At 71.9% G+C, this 15,634-nt stretch carries 14 protein-coding genes; 5 read left to right on the plus strand and 9 right to left on the minus strand.

Going from position 1 to position 15,634, the window contains the following annotated elements; genetic code table 11:
- Positions 1-6: 6 nt before the first annotated feature.
- A complete protein-coding gene (locus tag KZ829_RS02540) occupies positions 7-381 on the minus strand; it encodes a holo-ACP synthase (protein WP_220142225.1) in 375 nt (124 codons plus the stop codon).
- Positions 382-540: 159 nt separating this feature from the next.
- Here KZ829_RS02540 and KZ829_RS02545 point away from each other — a divergent pair, with 159 nt between their 5' ends.
- Together KZ829_RS02545 and KZ829_RS02550 are read left to right on the plus strand one after the other, a co-directional pair.
- Positions 541-828: a type VII secretion target gene (locus KZ829_RS02545; protein WP_220142226.1), complete on the plus strand. Its 288-nt coding sequence runs from the start codon at positions 541-543 to the stop codon at positions 826-828.
- Entirely contained in the window at positions 825-2,279 is a 1,455-nt protein-coding gene (locus KZ829_RS02550; protein ID WP_220142227.1) for an alpha/beta hydrolase, read from the plus strand. Before KZ829_RS02545 ends, KZ829_RS02550 begins: the two co-directional genes overlap by 4 nt.
- An 8-nt stretch (positions 2,280-2,287) precedes the next feature.
- Here the strand turns inward: KZ829_RS02550 and glmS are convergent, their stop codons facing one another.
- Complete coding sequence (glmS, locus tag KZ829_RS02555) at positions 2,288-4,171, minus strand: glutamine--fructose-6-phosphate transaminase (isomerizing) (protein WP_220142228.1); 1,884 nt, start codon at positions 4,169-4,171, stop codon at positions 2,288-2,290.
- A 390-nt stretch (positions 4,172-4,561) separates the two neighbouring features.
- On the opposite strand from glmS, the gene KZ829_RS44375 reads away from it, so the two are divergent.
- Together KZ829_RS44375 and KZ829_RS02565 are read left to right on the plus strand one after the other, a co-directional pair.
- Positions 4,562-5,212, plus strand: coding sequence for an MmpS family transport accessory protein (locus KZ829_RS44375; protein ID WP_220142229.1), 651 nt, complete (start codon positions 4,562-4,564; stop codon positions 5,210-5,212).
- Positions 5,209-6,378: a pyridoxal phosphate-dependent aminotransferase gene (locus KZ829_RS02565; RefSeq protein ID WP_220142230.1), complete on the plus strand. Its 1,170-nt coding sequence runs from the start codon at positions 5,209-5,211 to the stop codon at positions 6,376-6,378. The genes KZ829_RS44375 and KZ829_RS02565 overlap by 4 nt, the downstream gene beginning before the upstream one ends.
- Here the strand turns inward: KZ829_RS02565 and glmM are convergent.
- The 3 genes from glmM to rplM form a co-directional block, all read right to left on the minus strand.
- The gene (glmM, locus tag KZ829_RS02570; protein ID WP_220142231.1) at positions 6,375-7,730 is read right to left on the minus strand and encodes a phosphoglucosamine mutase; all 1,356 of its coding nucleotides are present in this window, start codon (positions 7,728-7,730) and stop codon (positions 6,375-6,377) included. The two genes, KZ829_RS02565 and glmM, sit on opposite strands and share 4 nt — an antisense overlap.
- A 175-nt stretch (positions 7,731-7,905) precedes the next feature.
- Complete coding sequence (gene rpsI, locus KZ829_RS02575; RefSeq protein WP_183222868.1) at positions 7,906-8,403, minus strand: 30S ribosomal protein S9; 498 nt, start codon at positions 8,401-8,403, stop codon at positions 7,906-7,908.
- Positions 8,404-8,423: 20 nt separating this feature from the next.
- The gene (gene rplM, locus KZ829_RS02580) at positions 8,424-8,867 is read right to left on the minus strand and encodes a 50S ribosomal protein L13 (RefSeq protein WP_014440773.1); all 444 of its coding nucleotides are present in this window, start codon (positions 8,865-8,867) and stop codon (positions 8,424-8,426) included.
- A 628-nt stretch (positions 8,868-9,495) separates the two neighbouring features.
- Between rplM and KZ829_RS02585 the strand changes: the two genes are divergently transcribed.
- Positions 9,496-10,641: a uroporphyrinogen-III synthase gene (locus KZ829_RS02585; RefSeq protein WP_220142232.1), complete on the plus strand. Its 1,146-nt coding sequence runs from the start codon at positions 9,496-9,498 to the stop codon at positions 10,639-10,641.
- A gap of 579 nt (positions 10,642-11,220) precedes the next feature.
- On the opposite strand, the gene KZ829_RS02590 is transcribed toward KZ829_RS02585, so the two are convergent.
- Genes KZ829_RS02590 through KZ829_RS43765 form a run of 4 tightly spaced genes read right to left on the minus strand, consistent with a single transcriptional unit; the run spans position 11,221 to position 15,351 of the window.
- A complete protein-coding gene (locus KZ829_RS02590) occupies positions 11,221-11,832 on the minus strand; it encodes a GTP-binding protein (RefSeq protein WP_220142233.1) in 612 nt (203 codons plus the stop codon).
- The gene (locus KZ829_RS02595; protein WP_183222864.1) at positions 11,813-12,175 is read right to left on the minus strand and encodes a DUF742 domain-containing protein; all 363 of its coding nucleotides are present in this window, start codon (positions 12,173-12,175) and stop codon (positions 11,813-11,815) included. The genes KZ829_RS02590 and KZ829_RS02595 overlap by 20 nt, the downstream gene beginning before the upstream one ends.
- A gap of 42 nt (positions 12,176-12,217) precedes the next feature.
- Positions 12,218-12,625, minus strand: coding sequence for a roadblock/LC7 domain-containing protein (locus tag KZ829_RS02600; protein WP_183222863.1), 408 nt, complete (start codon positions 12,623-12,625; stop codon positions 12,218-12,220).
- Complete coding sequence (locus KZ829_RS43765; protein ID WP_308285314.1) at positions 12,622-15,351, minus strand: sensor histidine kinase; 2,730 nt, start codon at positions 15,349-15,351, stop codon at positions 12,622-12,624. Before KZ829_RS43765 ends, KZ829_RS02600 begins: the two co-directional genes overlap by 4 nt.
- Between the last annotated feature and the right edge of the window lie 283 nt (positions 15,352-15,634).

Genomic DNA, 15,634 nt, shown 5'->3' on the forward strand with positions numbered 1-15,634 from the left:
TCCTGATCAAGCTCCGGCTTCGGCCACCACCATCGCGGACGCGATGCCGCCGTCGTGCGACAGCGACAGGTGCCATCGGGCGATGCCCCGCTCGGTCGCCGCGGCGGCGACCGTACCGGAGACGGTCAACCACGGGCGCCCGTCCGGATCGGTGACGACCTCGCAGTCGTGCCACCGCAGGCCGGCCGGCGCCCCGAGCGCCTTGGCGACGGCCTCCTTGGCCGCGAACCGGGCGGCCAGCGACTCGGGGGATCGCGGGTTTCCGGACGAGGTCAGCCGCTCGGGCTCGGTGAAGAGCCGGTCTCCGAGAAGCGGGGTCCGCTCCAGCGCACGGGCGAAGCGGTCCACCAGGACGACGTCGATGCCGACAGACACGATCACAACGGTCACCCTAGCGGTGCCGCGGGTGACATCCCAGGCCTCTACCAGGACCCCGGCAGGACGGGAAGCCCTGTGGACAGGTTGTCCACAGGCCGCCCCGGTGATCTCCACCGGCCTCTAACGTCGGCGCATCCCGCTGTCCCGCTTGGAGGTTGCCCGATGAATCCTGATCTCGAGGTCGACACCGAGAGCCTGCGCCGCGACGCCGCCGTGGTGGACGATCTGGCCGCCCGGGTGACCGGCGCCGCCGGTCCGGCTCCCGATCCCGACCCGTCGCCGCGCTGGGCCACCACCGGCGCCGCCACACTGGCCGCCGGCGCCGCCGCGCGCATGCTCGGCCTGCTCGGCACGGATGTCGGCGGCACGGCGGAGCGGATCCGGGCGTCCGCCGAGGCGTATGCGGAGTCCGACGACCGCGCCGCCACCCGATTCCGGCAGACGCGATGAGCGAGCTGGCGATCACGTATGCCCGGTTGCGGGTCACCGATCCGTCCCGCTGGCTGGCCACCGCGCTCGCCTGGCGCCGCTGGGCGACCCTGGCCGGCGTCCTCGGCGCCGACCTGGGCCGGTTCCCGGCCCGGCTCCGGGCCTCCTGGTCCGGCACGGCCGCCGCGGCCGCCGTCACGAGAATCGACGGCCTGCGCCGCCGGCTGGCGCTGTTCCGGGTGCTCTGCTGGCGGGCCGACCAAGCGCTCAGCGAGTTCGCCGCGGCCCTCGGCCGGGCCCGCGCGCTGCTCGACCGGGCGCGGTCCGGTGCGCGACGATCCGGCCTGTCGATCGACGATTCAGGTACGGTGCGGGGTCGCCCCACCGAGCAGGCGGCCGTCCGGTCGGTGGCCGCCGATCTGGCGACCGCGCTGGAGGTGGCGGCGCAGGCCGACGCGTCCGCCGCGGCCCGGCTGGCCGGGTTCGCCGACGTGCCGCCCACCCCGGTGGCCACGTCGTTCCCGGCCTGCACCGCCACCCCGGCCGAGGTGCGGCGGTGGTGGGACGGTTGGACCCCGGCCGAGCGGAACTGGTTGCTGGTCACCGACCCGGCGGCGTTCGCGGGCGCCGACGGGATCCCGGTCGCCGACCGGGACATCGCCAACCGGCTGCTCCTGGACGACCGGCACGGGGCGGGCCTCGACCGTCTTCGGTCCCGGTTGGCGGACGACTCCGGCCCGCGCGCCTACCTGGTGTCGCTGGGTCTGGACGGTGACGGCCGTGCGGTGGTGGCGCTCGGCGACCCGGACCGGGCGTCGCACATCCTCACCCACGTGCCCGGCATGACGTCGGATCTGGCGTCGCTGGGCGGCGAGCTGACCCGCGCCGAGCGGGTGGCCGTGCGGGCCGGCGAGCTGGACCCCGGCCGGACCACGAGCGCCGTGCTGTGGCTGGGCTACGACGCTCCGGACTTCCTGCACGAGGCGTTCTCGGCACGGCAGGCCGTCGACGGCTCGGCGGGTCTGCGCCGTTTCCAGGAGAGCCTGCGGGTCACCCACGACGGCCCGCCCGCGCATCAGACCCTGCTGGGGCACAGCTACGGCTCGCTCGTGGTGGGCACGGCGGCGGCCACCGAGGGGCTGGCCGCCGACCGGCTCGTCTTCGTCGGCTCGCCGGGCGTCGGCGTGGACTCGGCCGCCGGTCTGAAGGTGCCCGCCGATCAGATCTGGTCCACGACGTCCCGCACCGACGTGATCCAGTACGCGGCGGTCTCCCCACGCGAACTGCTGATCCCGGATCTCGGTCTGCCGGACCGCTCGCACGAGCTGTGGTTCGGCCGGAGCCCGGTCGACACCGGTTTCGGTGGCCGGGTCTTCGCCAGCCAGGCCGACGCCGGTCACCTCGGTTACTGGGAGCCGGGCCGGCCCGCACTGGACGCGCTGGCCCGGCTCACCCTCGGGGAGAAACCGTGAGCGGCCGGCTACTCGACGGTGACCGACTTGGCCAGGTTGCGCGGCTGGTCCACGTCGTTACCCCGGGCCGTCGCGATCTCGCACGCGAGGATCTGCAGCGGGATCGTGGTCATCAGCGGGGCGAGCAGCGTCGGCGTGTGCGGGACCGGGATGAGGTGGTCGGCGAAGGCGCGGACGTCCTCGTCGCCCTCCTCGGCGATCACGATGGTCCGGGCGCCACGGGCCCGCACCTCCTGGATGTTCGAGACCACCTTGTCACGGATGACCCCGCGCCCGGCCGGCGACGGGACCACGCAGACCACCGGCGTGCCCTCGTCGATCAGCGCGATCGGACCGTGCTTGAGCTCACCGGCGGCGAAGCCCTCGGCGTGCATGTAGGCGAGCTCCTTGAGCTTGAGCGCGCCCTCCAGAGCCACCGGGAAGCCGACGTGCCGGCCGATGAACAGGATCGTCGAGGCGGTCCGCAGGTCACGGGCCAGCTCCCGGACCTCCTCCATCCGGTCGAGCAGGATGCGCATGCCGTCCGGCGTCTGGCGCAGCTTCTCGACGACCGCGGCGACCTCGTCGGCGTACATGACTCCGCGGATCTGGGCCAGGTGCAGCCCGATCAGGTAACAGGCGGCGAGCTGGGTGAGGAACGCCTTGGTGGAGGCGACCGCGATCTCCGGGCCACCGTGGGTGTAGAGGACGGCGTCCGACTCCCGCGGGATGGTCGAGCCGTTGGTGTTGCAGATCGCCAGGACGCGGGCCTTCTGCTCCTTGGCGTGCCGCAGCGCCATGAGGGTGTCCATCGTCTCGCCGGACTGGCTGATCACGATCACCAGGGTGGACCGGTCCAGGATCGGGTCCCGGTAACGGAACTCGCTGGCCAGCTCCACCTCACAGGGGATGCGGACCCAGTGCTCGATGGCGTACTTGGCGATCATGCCGGCGTGGAAGGAGGTGCCGCAGGCCACGATGAAGACCTTGTCCACGTCACGCAGGTCCTGGTCGGTGAGGCGCACCTCGTCCAGGAGGATCTCGCCGCGCTCGGAGAGCCGGCCGAGCAGGGTGTCGGCGATCGCCTGCGGCTGCTCGGCGATCTCCTTGAGCATGAAGTAGTCGTAACCGCCCTTCTCGGCGGCGGAGGCGTCCCAGTCGATGTGGAACTCCTTGCCGGTCGCCGGCGCCCCGTCGAAGTCGGTGATCTCGATGCCGGCCGGGGTGATCAGGACGACCTGGTCCTGGCCCAGCTCGATCGCCTCGCGGGTGTGCTCGATGAAGGCCGACACGTCGCTGGCCAGGAAGTTCTCCCCGTTGCCGCGGCCGACCACTAGCGGCGAGTTGCGCCGGGCGGCGACCACCGCGTCCGGCACATCGACGTCGACGGCGAGCAGCGTGAAGGCGCCCTCCAGACGGCGGACGACGCGGCGCATGCCCTCGGCGAGCAGGGCCGGCCCGTCCACGCCACCGGCCTCGCGCAGCGCGCGCATCTCGGCGGCGAGCAGGTGGGCCGCGCACTCGGTGTCGGTGTCGCTGCGGAACTCCACACCGGTCGCCTCGATCTCGGCGCGCAGGCGGGCGAAGTTCTCGATGATGCCGTTGTGGATGACGGCCACCCGGCCGTCGGCGGAGAGGTGGGGGTGGGCGTTGCGGTCGGTCGGGCCGCCGTGGGTGGCCCAGCGGGTGTGGCCGATACCGGTGGTGCCGGTCTCGATGCCGTCGCCGGTCCGTTCGGCGAGCGCCTTCTCCAGGTTGGCGAGCTTGCCCGCCTTCTTCTCGGTCTTGACCAGTTCGCTGTCGATGATGGCGACGCCGGCCGAGTCGTACCCGCGGTACTCAAGACGCCGGAGCCCGTCGATGACGATGCTCAGCGCCGGTCGATTGCCTACGTAACCCACGATCCCACACATGGGGAGGCAGCCTAGCCGACTTTCGCTCAAACGTCATGCTCGGTACCCGCAGTTATGAGCATGGCACTTGATCGGAACTCTAGGGTGGGATTCGGTGTCCTTACGGGTGAGTGATCTGGACGTGCGGTCCTGGCGTACCGTCGGGAGCGGTGCCCTCACCGGGAGGAAAGATGAGCGATCCGAGCGAACCCCGACAACCGCCCCGACCGCCTCAGTTCACGCCCGGGCACGCCCAACCGCCACAGCCGGAGGACTATCCGCCGACGTCGGAGTTCCCCCCGGTCAACTACGCCCCGCCCGGCCGGCCACCCGATTACGGCGCCTATCCGGACCCGGCGAGCACCTACCCGGACCCGACCGGCGCCTACCCACCGCAGGCGCCGACGAGCGGTGGCTACCCCCCCGGGCGGTTACCCGCCGGCCGGCTACCCACCGCAGGCGCCGACGAGCGGCGGCTACCCGCCGGCCGGTTACCCGGTGCCGGGCCCGCCCGGGCCGCGGCGCAGCAACGCCCCGCTGATCGCCCTCATCCTGGCCGTCACCCTGCTGCTCTGCGGCGGCGTGGTGACCACCGCGGTGATCCTCGTGCAGCGCGCCGCCGACAAGGCCGAGGAACTGGCCGCGCCGATCGTCGACCCGACGCTGCCCACCCTGCCCGAGGACGCCCCGGACTTCCCCGGTCTGCCGACCGACTTCCCGGAGCTGCCCGGCCTGCCCACCGATCTCCCGACCGAACTGCCGGGCATCGGCGAGGGCCGCGAGATCAAGGTCACCTACGAGGTGACCGGCGACGGCCCGGCCGAGATCCTCTACGTCGATCAGCTCGGCCAGGCTCCGAAACGGGTGGCGAACGCCAAGCTGCCGTGGAAGATCTCCACCACCATGAAGGGCACCTCGCTGATCTCCGTGGTCGCCGTGCGCACCGGCACCGGCGCCGGGGACATCGGCTGCCGGGCCACCGTGGACGGCGAGGAGATCGTGAAGCAGAGCGCGCAGGGCGGACTGGCCACCGCGAGCTGCTACAAGCTGGTGATCAATTGACGTCCGACCCGCTGGTCGCTCGGATGCGCCCGTTCGGCACGACGATCTTCACCGAGATGTCGGCGCTGGCCGCCCGGACCGGCGCGGTCAACCTGGGCCAGGGCTTCCCGGACACCGACGGTCCTGAGGAGATGCTGGCCGCGGCCGCCGAAGCCCTGGCCGGCGGCGCCAACCAGTATCCTCCGCTCGCCGGCATCCCGGTGCTGCGGTCCGCCATCGCCGCCCACGAGCAGCGGTTCTGGGGCCTGATCCGGGATCCGGACAGCGAGGTCGCCGTCACGGCGGGCGCCACCGAGGCGGTCGCGGCGGCGATCCTGGCGCTCTGCGAGCCGGGCGACGAGGTGGTGTGCTTCGAGCCGTACTACGACTCGTACGCCGCCTCGATCGCCCTGGCCGGCGCGGTCCGCCGCCCGGTCACGCTGCGCCCCGGCCCGGCCCGGCGGTTCGAGTTCGACCCCGATGAGCTGCGCAAGGCGTTCGGCCCCCGGACCCGCCTGGTGCTGCTGAACTCCCCGCACAACCCGACGGGCAAGGTGTTCACCCCGGCCGAGCTGGAGTTGGTCGCCGGCCTGTGCCGGGAGCACGACGTGTTCGCGGTCACCGACGAGGTCTACGAGCATCTCGTCTTCCCGGACGCCGCGGCGCCGCACGTCCCGCTCGCCACCCTGCCCGGCATGCTCGAGCGCACCCTGCGCATCTCCTCGGCCGGCAAGACCTTCTCCTGCACCGGGTGGAAGATCGGCTGGGCCACCGGCCCGGCCCGTCTGGTCTCCGCGATCCTGCGGGTCAAGCAGTTCCTGACGTTCGTCAACGGGGCGCCGTTGCAACCCGCGGTGGCCGTGGCGCTGAACCTGCCGGATTCCTACTTCGCCGGTTTCACGGCCGGGCTGCGGGACCGGCGGGACCGCCTGGTCGCTGGGCTCACCGACGCGGGCCTGGCCGCCCTGCCGTCCGAGGGCACCTATTTCGTGACCGCCGACATCCGCCCGCTGGGCGGGGAGGACGGCATCGATTTCTGCCGTGCCCTGCCCGGCCGCAGCGGGGTGGTGGCGGTGCCGACCCAGGTCTTCTACGACCATCAGGAAGCGGGCCGGCACCTCATCCGTTTCGCCTTCTGCAAACGCCCCGAGGTGATCGACGAGGCGGTTCGCAGGCTCAAGGGCTAGGCCGCCGGGCTGGCCGCCCGCACCTCGTCGGCGATCCGCTCGGCGACCGTCCGGGCGGTCTCCTCGGTGGCGGCCTCCACCATGACCCGGACCAGCGGCTCGGTGCCGGACGGGCGTAGCAGCACCCGGCCGGTCTCGCCCAGCTCGTTCTCGGCGAGGGCCACCGCCGCCTGCACGGTCGGCGCGGAGGCGCCCGCGTCCCGGTTCCCGACGCGCACGTTGATCAGCACCTGGGGCAGCTTGTGCACGACCGCCGCCAGGTCGGCCAGCGACTTGCCCGAGCCGGCGATCTGCGCCATCAGGTGCAGGCCGGTGAGCACGCCGTCGCCGGTGGTGGCGAAGGCCGGCATCACGATGTGGCCGGACTGCTCGCCGCCGAGGGCCAGGTCGCCGTTCTGGAGCTCCTCCAGCACGTACCGGTCGCCGACCTTGGTCTCCAGCAGCTTGATCCCGGCCTGCTTCATGGCGATCCGCAGACCCAGGTTGCTCATCACGGTGGCGACCAGGGTGTCGTCGGTGAGGGTGCCGTTGTCGCGCATGGCCAGCGCCAGGATGGCCATGATCTGGTCCCCGTCGACGACCTCACCGGCGGCGGTGACGGCCAGGCACCGGTCGGCGTCGCCGTCGTGCGCCAGGCCGAGGTCGGCGCCCTCCCGCAGCACCGCCTCGATGACCTTGTCGAGGTGGGTGGAGCCGCACTCCTCGTTGATGTTGAGCCCGTCCGGTTCGGCGTGGATGGCGATGACCTCGGCCCCCGCCTCCCGGTACGCCACCGGCCCGACATCACTGGCCGCCCCGTTCGCGCAGTCCACCACGACCTTGACCCCGTCCAGCCGGTGCGGGATCGACTCGACCAGGTGCTTGATGTAGTGCTCGGCCCCGTCCAGCAGGTCGTGGACCCGGCCGATGCCGGCGCCGGTGGGACGGCCGATCAGCCCGTGCCCGTCCTCGATCGCCTTCTCGATGGCCTCCTCGAGCTCGTCGGGGAGCTTGGTGCCACCGGCCGCGAACAGCTTGATGCCGTTGTCCGGCATGGAGTTGTGCGACGCCGACAGCATCACACCGAGGTCGGCGTTGGTCTGCCCGACGAGGTACGCGACCGCCGGGGTGGGCAGCACGCCGACCCGCACCACGTTGGCCCCGGCACTCGTCAGCCCCGCGACGACAGCGGCTTCCAGCATCTCGCCGCTGGCCCGGGGGTCACGGCCCACGATGGCGAGCGGCTGGTGGCTGCTGTCCGTCTCGACCAGCACCCGGGCGGCCGCGACCGCGACCGCGAGTGCCAGTTCGGGGGTGAGCAGATCGCCGTTCGCGAGACCGCGAACGCCGTCGGTGCCGAAGAGTCGCCCCATGGCGGCTTCCTTTCGCCGGTAAACGTGGCCTCAAGCCTGCATCAGCGATCGGCTGACCAGGAGTACCGGAACGGCTAGTTGGAGAGGGGGAGGGAGGGTAAGAAACATCGACGGCCGAGCGCATCCCCCGGATGGGGGACGAACTCGGCCGTCGTTCAGACGAGGCGTGAAAAAATCAGCGCTTCGAGTACTGCGGGGCCTTACGGGCCTTCTTGAGACCGTACTTCTTGCTCTCCTTGACGCGGGCGTCACGGGTCAGGAAGCCGGCCTTCTTCAGGGCCGGGCGGTCGTCGGGCTCGACGGTGATCAGGGCCCGCGCGATGGCGAGACGCAGGGCACCGGCCTGGCCGGTGATGCCGCCGCCACGCAGGTTGGCGATCACGTCGAACTGCTCGGCGCGCTCAGCGGTGACGAGCGGCTCACGGATGAGCTGCTGGTTCACCTTGCTGGGGAAGTAGTTCTCCAGGTCACGGCCGTTGCAAGTGATCTTGCCGGTGCCGGGCACGAGACGCACCCGGACGATGGCCTCCTTGCGACGGCCGACGGTCTGGACCGGACGGTCACCGGGGCGCGGGGCGCGGACCGGGGCCGGCGCGGCCGTCTCAACGACGACGACCGTCTCAGCGGGCTCCTCGACGGTCTCGACGACCTCGGGCTCGATGATGTCGGACATGCTGCTGCCTTCTCCCGCGCTCACTGCGCGATCTGCTTGATTTCGAACGGCTGGGGCTGCTGAGCGGCGTGCGGGTGCTCGGCGCCCGGGTAGACCTTCAGCTTCTTGATGATCTGCCGCGCGAGCTTGTTGTGCGGGAGCATGCCCTTGACGGCCAGCTCGATCGCCTTCTCCGGACGCTTGGTCAGGAGCTCCTCGTAGCCGACCTGCTTCAGACCACCGGGGTAGCCGGAGTGCCGGTAGGCAACCTTGGTCTGACGCTTGTTACCGGTAAGCGCCACCTTGCCGGCGTTGATGATCACCACGAAGTCGCCGGTGTCGACATGCGGGGCGAACGTCGGCTTGTGCTTACCGCGCAGGAGGTTGGCCGTGTGGGTAGCCAGGCGGCCCAGAACGACGTCAGAAGCGTCGATAATGTGCCACTGACGCTCGATCTCACCCGGCTTCGGGCTGTACGTACGCACAGAATTACCTTGTCTCGTCGTCGGTCTGGGGGCGCGCGCTGGTCGCATCGAGCAGATGCGTCAAGCGACCCCGCACAGGGACCACTCGCAACAGTCGCACAACAGCAGGCAACAATACCCGGCTACGCGGCGAGCGGTCAAAACAGGCGGTGTTCAGGGCACCAGCAAACCGGCGAGCATCCTTGTTGCAGACACTCAGCCCTGTGGAACTCCAAACAGAGCAAGCATACTCCGCGCCACGGACACGCCCGAAGCGGGTGGCGTACCCCACCGCGGCCGACTTAGCAGGCCTGAAACAAACGGGACGCTCTGCCGAAATTCGCCCACGGCACGCTTCGGTCATGGCCAACGGTGCGGACCTCACGACGACGCGGCCCGGCAGTGGCCGAAGCCGCGCTCGCGGGCGCACCATGGAGAGACCACCGTCAGGGTTGAGGACGGACCTGACGGTGTTCGCCGGACCGGTTGCCCGGTTCGGTGAGGAGAAGTCGCGGCGTGCCCCGGACGGAGGTACGGCGAGGACCGCAAGCGTGGCATGGGAGCGGGTCGACGCTGAGGACGGCGGACTTCGAGCGTGCCCTTCGGTGGACCGTTCGGCCACGCCGCGACTTCTCGGCCCGGGGATCGGATGATCGACCGCACCCCGGGCGCCCGGCGGGCGGTGCTGACGGCTGCCGCGCTGGCGGAGCCGGCCTCGGCGCTGTCCGGCTACACCGTCGGCGTGACCGCGGACCGCCGCAAGGACGAGCTGTCCACCCTGCTGGAGGCGCGTGGCGCCCGGGTCGTGGTGGCTCCCGCGCTGCGCATCGTCCCCATCTCCGACGACGCCGAGCTGCGCGCGGCCACCCGTTCCTGTCTGGACAGTCCACCCGACATCGTGCTGGTCAACACCGGCATCGGCATGCGCGGCTGGCTGGAGGCCGCCGAGGGCTGGGGCCTGGCCGAGCCGCTGCACGCCGTGCTGTCCGGCGCCTACCTGGTCGCCCGCGGCCCGAAGGCCAAGGCCGCGGTCCGGTCCGCCGGCCTGCGCGACGACTGGTCACCGGACGGCGAGGGCTACGAGGAGGTGGTCGAGCACCTGACCACGCGCGGGATCGACGGCCGGATCGTGGCCATGCAGCTGCACGGCGAGAGCCAGCCGGAGTACACCGAGGCCCTGGAGTCGGCCGGCGCCCACGTCATCGAGCTGCCGGTCTACCGCTGGGCGCCGCCCACCGATCCGGCGCCGCTGCACCGCCTGGCCGATCTGATCATCGCCCGCCTGGTCGACGCCGTGACGTTCACCTCGGCCGCCGCCGTCCAGGCCGTGCTGCGCGCCGCCGGCACCGGCGCCGACGCCCTCCTGGACGCTCTCCGCGACGACGTCCTGGCCGCCTGCGTGGGCCCGGTCACCTCGGCCCCGCTGCGACGGCACGGCATCCCGGTGGCCGTTCCCGGCCGCGCCCGCCTGAACTCGCTGGTCCGCACCATCGTCGACGAGCTGCCCAAACGCGCCGTCACGCTCCAGGTCTCCGGCCACTCCCTCACCCTGCGCGGCCACGCCGCCATCGTCGACGGCGAGCTGCGCCCCCTGGCCCCCGCCCCGATGGCGGTGCTGCGCGCCCTGGCCGGCTCCCCCGGCCGCGTCCTGTCCCGCGCCGCCCTCCTCCAGGCCCTCCCCCGCGGCGCCGACGAACACGCGGTCGAGATGGCCGTCGCCCGCCTCCGCGCCGGCCTCGCCCTTCCCGGCGTGGTCCAGACGGTCGTCAAGCGCGGCTACCGAATCCCCACCTGAAGATCAAAATCAGGATGTCGCAGCCGAGTGGGTGGTACAGACCGCTGCTCCCGCCGAGGGCCGGGCGCGGGCGGCCAGTCGCCTGGCGGCTCCTGAACGGCCACCCCCACCCGGCGACGTGCGTGAGCCTGACCGTGCGGCTGGCGCCGCACTGTCCGACCCGGGCGGCCGGCGCCGCACGGGTCCCCGGGGCCGGCTGGCCGTGAGTGCTGTCTCAAGGCCCTCCAAACAGCGCTGACCCTGCTGGCCAATGGGCCGACTCCCGTCCGCCGCTCGTCCCTTCCGGCCATGGCGGACGCTCACGTTGCTCCGTCCGTGCGCCTGAACTGCCGCTATGGCGAAATCGCCCGCGTGCTAGACCGCGCGGATCAGGCCCCGGCCGGTGGCCCGGATGCCCGGGGCCAGCCGGTTGATGAGCAGCAGCGCGTGCCGCTCGGTGTAGGGCCGGGGCAGCGGCAGCCAGCGTTGCGTGATCTCGTCGGAGGCACCGGCGACGACGTCGCCAGCGCCTCCGATTCCCGCAGCACCAGCCGATCGGTCCGCAGGACCAGGCCGGGGAAGGTGTGCGCCTGGCCTGGGTCAGCCGACCGCCGCGGCCTCGTGTTCGGCGACCAGGGTCGCCATCGCATGCTCGACCACCCCGATCAGCACGGCCTTTACCGACTCGCGATGGCGCGCGTCGCACATCAGCAGCGGCACCCGCGCCGGGATGGCGAGCGCCTCACGCACCTCGTCGGGCTCGTACCGTGGCGCGCCGTCGAAGCAGTTGACCGCGACGAGGTAGGGCAGATGCCGGTTCTCGAAGTAGTCCAGTGGCGCGAAGGCGTCGGTGAGCCGTCGCGTGTCGACCAGCACCGCGGCGCCGACCGCACCCCGGATCAGCTCGTCCCACATGAACCAGAACCGGGTCTGACCTGGGGTTCCGAAGAGGTAGAGGATCAGGTCGTCGGCCATCGTGATCCGGCCGAAGTCCATCGCGACCGTGGTGCTCTCCTTACCTGGCACCTTCGACGCGTCGTCGATGCCGGCACCGGCCACGGTCATCACCGCCTCGGTGGTCAGCGGCTCGATCTCGGAGACCGCCCCGACGAGGGTCGTCTTCCCCACACCGAAACCACCCGCGACGACGATCTTCGCGGACGTGATCTCCGCGGGATGCGGCCCCGTCCGCTCAGAGCTTGCGAAGTCCACCCAACACCCTTCCCAGCAGGTCCATCCGCTCCGTGAACCCCGTCTTGGGAGCGGCACTGTGCAGTTGAAGCAGCCCGTCGGCCACCATGTCGGCGACGAGCACCCGGGCCACCCCCAGGGGCAACCTGGTGTGCGCCGCCAGCTCGGCGAGCGACAGCGCCTTCGGCTCACACAGCACGGCTATGCGGTACTTGTCGTGCCCGGCGAACCGTGCCTCCTGCACGGCCGCCGCGCTGGCGATCAGGACCGCCTCGATCGGGATGTCCCGGATCGGTTCGGTCCGGCCACGGGTGACCGCGTACGGCCGCACCAGGTTGCCCCGGGGATCTTGCGGCTGTGTCATGTCGCGGTCACCTCGTCTCCGCCGGGTCGATAGGACCCGGCGCTAGTAACTGACGGCCTCGCGGGGCGCCGGCGACAGGGCCGCGCCGACGCGTTCCACCAGCAGGGCCATCTCGTAACCGACCTGGCCGACGTCGCTGTTGCGCGCCGCCAGGACGGCCATCGAGGAACCGTCGCTGATGGACATCAGGAAAAGATAGCCGCTCTCCATTTCGATGATGGTCTGTTGCACCGCGCCGGCGCTGAACATCCGGGACGCGCCGTCGGTGAGGCTGACCACGCCGGACGTGATCGCGGCGAGCTGGTCGGCCCGGTCCGCTGGCAGGTCCCGGGATGAGGCCAGCAGCAGCCCGTCCGCCGAGACCGCGATCACGTGCGCGATGCCTGCGACGCTGTCCGCGAAGTTGCTGAGCAGCCAGCCCATGTCATGCATGGTGGGGGGCCTGGTCACTGTTCCCTCTCCTTAGGAGCCGGTGTTGCCGCGGCGGCGGTTTCGGCCACGCCGTCCGTCCGCCCTCGTTGCACTCCCCTGTGGTACGCGGAAAGCAGGCCGCGAACCTCATCGGGACTGCGACGATGTTGTGCCCGTGGGATCTCCTGCACCCCACCGGGGACGAGTTGCGCCTGTGGAACCCGCTTCGGCAGGCCGGACCGGGTGGTTCCGCCGTCCTTGGGGGCGGACGCCGCCATGGCCCGATGCCAGCCCTCGTCGGCCGCGCTACGCCAGCGGTCCTCGGCCGACGACCGTGGTTTCGGCTTCGTCGGCTCGACCGGCTCGGCCTTGACCGTGACCGCGGTCGGCGGTGGCGCGTAACCGGCCGTCGGCATGCCCTGCTGGTTGGTGGCCGCCAGCTCATCGGCGAACCAGCTGTGCTGGACCTCCATCCGGATGGGCGCGGCGACGGGCGGCAGCCCGACCGGGGCCGGGGGCAAACCAGCCGGGGCCGGTGCCAGCCCGACCGGGGCCGGGGGCAAACCGACCGGGGCCGCGGGCAGCCCGGCCGGTGGGTCGTCGGCCGGACGGGGTGTCCGGGTCGGCAGCGGCGGCCGGTCGGGGGTCGGCACGAAGTCCGGTTCGGGGGGTGCCGCGACCGGTTGCGGCCGCAGCGGGGGCGCGACGGGCGCGGCGGTGCGGATCGGCGGCCGGCTCTCCACCGTGCGCGGCATGCCGGTGGGCGCCGGCGGCGGCGGGCCCGGCCGGGTCCAGCTGGCCGCCCGGGACGGCGGGGCGGCCGGTGCGCCGGCCAGCACCACGATGTCGGCCGGCAGGACCACCTCGGCGAGGGTGCCGCCTTCGGGGCCGGGCCGCAGCTCGACGCGGATGCCGTGCCGGGAGGCCAGCCGCCCGATCACCGCGAAGCCCATCAGGCGGAAGGTGGCCACGTCCACTTCGGACGGCTCGCTGAGCCGCCGGTTGAGCTGCTCCATCTGGTCGGCGGAGATGCCCAGCCCGCGGTCCTCCACCTGGACCACGGCGTGATCGCCGGAGCGGCCGCCGTGCGCCACCACCACGGTGTTCGGCGGGGAGAAGCGGGTGGCGTTGTCCAGCAGTTCGGCGATCAGGCGCACCACGTCGTTGACGGCGGCCGCGGCGACCAGCACGTCGGTGTCGAGGGTGCCGAACTCGATCCGGTGGTAGAGCTCGACCTCGGACTGGGCGGCCCGGAGCGCGTCGATCAGCAGCGCGTCCTCGCGGCGCGGGGTGCCGACCTCGGCGCCGGCCAGCACCAGCAGGTTCTCGTCGTTGCGGCGCATCCGGGTGGCGAGGTGGTCCAGCTCGAAGAGGCGGGCGAGCCGCTTCGGGTCCTCCTCCATCCGCTCGATCTGGTCGAGTTCGCCGATCATCCGGTCGACCAGCGACTGGCTGCGCCGGGCCAGGCTCAGGAACATGGTGGAGACGCTGGTACGCAGGGCGGCCTGTTCCGCCGCGACCCGTACGGCCTCCCGGTGCACCATGTTGAACGCCTCGGCGACCTGGCCGAACTCGTCCTGCTCGGGCATGTCGATGGGGTCCCGGGTCTGCGCCAGGATCCGGTCGACGCCGCCCTCGCCGAGGTTCTCGGCGTCGTGCAGCCGGCTCACCGCCTCGGGCAGGTCCCGGTGGGCGACGGCGAGCGCGCCCTCCCGCAGGCGGCGGACCGACAGCAGCAGCGAGCGGCCGAGGTAGACGGCGAGCGCCACGGCCGCGATCACGACCAGCAGCACCATCACGAACTCGATGGTCGACCGCCGGCCGCTGCTCTCGTTCTCGTCCTCGGCGACCGCGACGACCTGGTCCTCGAGTTGCCGTTCGGCGGCACGCAGCAGTTCGATCACGTCGCCGAAGGTGTCGGTGATCTCGGCTGTCCCGGCCGCTCCGGGTCCGGTCAGCCGGGTGGACAGCTCGTCGGCGCGGGCCACCGTCTCGTCGGCGATGACCGAGTCGACCAGGGCGATCTGTTTCCGGGCGGCGCCCGCACGGAATTCGGCGAGCGCCCGGGCCCGGGTGACCTGGGCGGTGGTGAGCGCCTTCTGCCGGTCGGCGTCGAGGCTGCCGGTGGTCCGGGCCACGTAAGCCACCGCGGCCTGCTCGGCGACCGCGGTCTCCAGTTCGGAGAAGGCGGCCAGCGTGCGCAGCCCATCGGCGACCGGTCCCGGCTCGGCGACCTGGCTGAGCAGTGACTCGTAGCCGGACAGGAGGGTCAGGGTCTCGCTGTAGCGCTGGTTGGCGCCGGCCAGGTCCTCCCCGGTCCGTCCGCTGACGGCGACCCGCAGCCCGGCGAGCCCGCTCAGGTGCTGATCGATCAGGTCGAGGCGGTCGTCGACCCGGGACGGCACCTCGGTGATCTCGGCACGGTCGGTACGGACGACGCGGGCCTGCGAGTCCACCGCCTTGATCGCCTCGCGGTATCCGGTCTCCGGCACGTCCGGCCCGGACAGGTATTCGACGGCGGCCATCCGCTCGTCGTGCAGCGCCTGGGCCAGGGTGGCGAGGCCGGTGCCCAGGCGGGCGAGCTGGGCCACCCGTTCGGCGTCGTCGGCGCGCTCGCCGACCTCCATGAGCCGTACGTTCGCCAGCGCGAGCACCGCGGCCAGCGGGATGACGAGCAGTACGGCGAGTTTCACACGCAGCCGTGCGTTGCGCAGACCGAGGAAGCCACCACGTCGCGCAGCCAGGGTCGAGGATCCCGTGCTCACGACATCTCCTTTGTGGTCGTCACCGCTCCGCACCACGGTTGGAGCCGGTCTTTCGACGGTCGCGGTCCGGCCCCGTCCGGCGCCGCGTTTCCGGCGCGGCGATTTCATCAGAACGCCGGGGGCTTTGGGAAGCCTGGAACCTCCCGGAAAGGACCCGCCCGTCCGGGTGAAACCCGTGCACCGATCTCATCACCAGCACTGACGTGCACGAATACGTCACACGTAACCATCCGTGAAGTCACGGTCACCGGACACCATATTCGTTCCAACCACTATCTGGGAG

It is taken from the genome of Actinoplanes hulinensis, assembly GCF_019429605.1.
Taxonomy (GTDB): Bacteria; Actinomycetota; Actinomycetes; order Mycobacteriales; family Micromonosporaceae; genus Actinoplanes; species Actinoplanes campanulatus.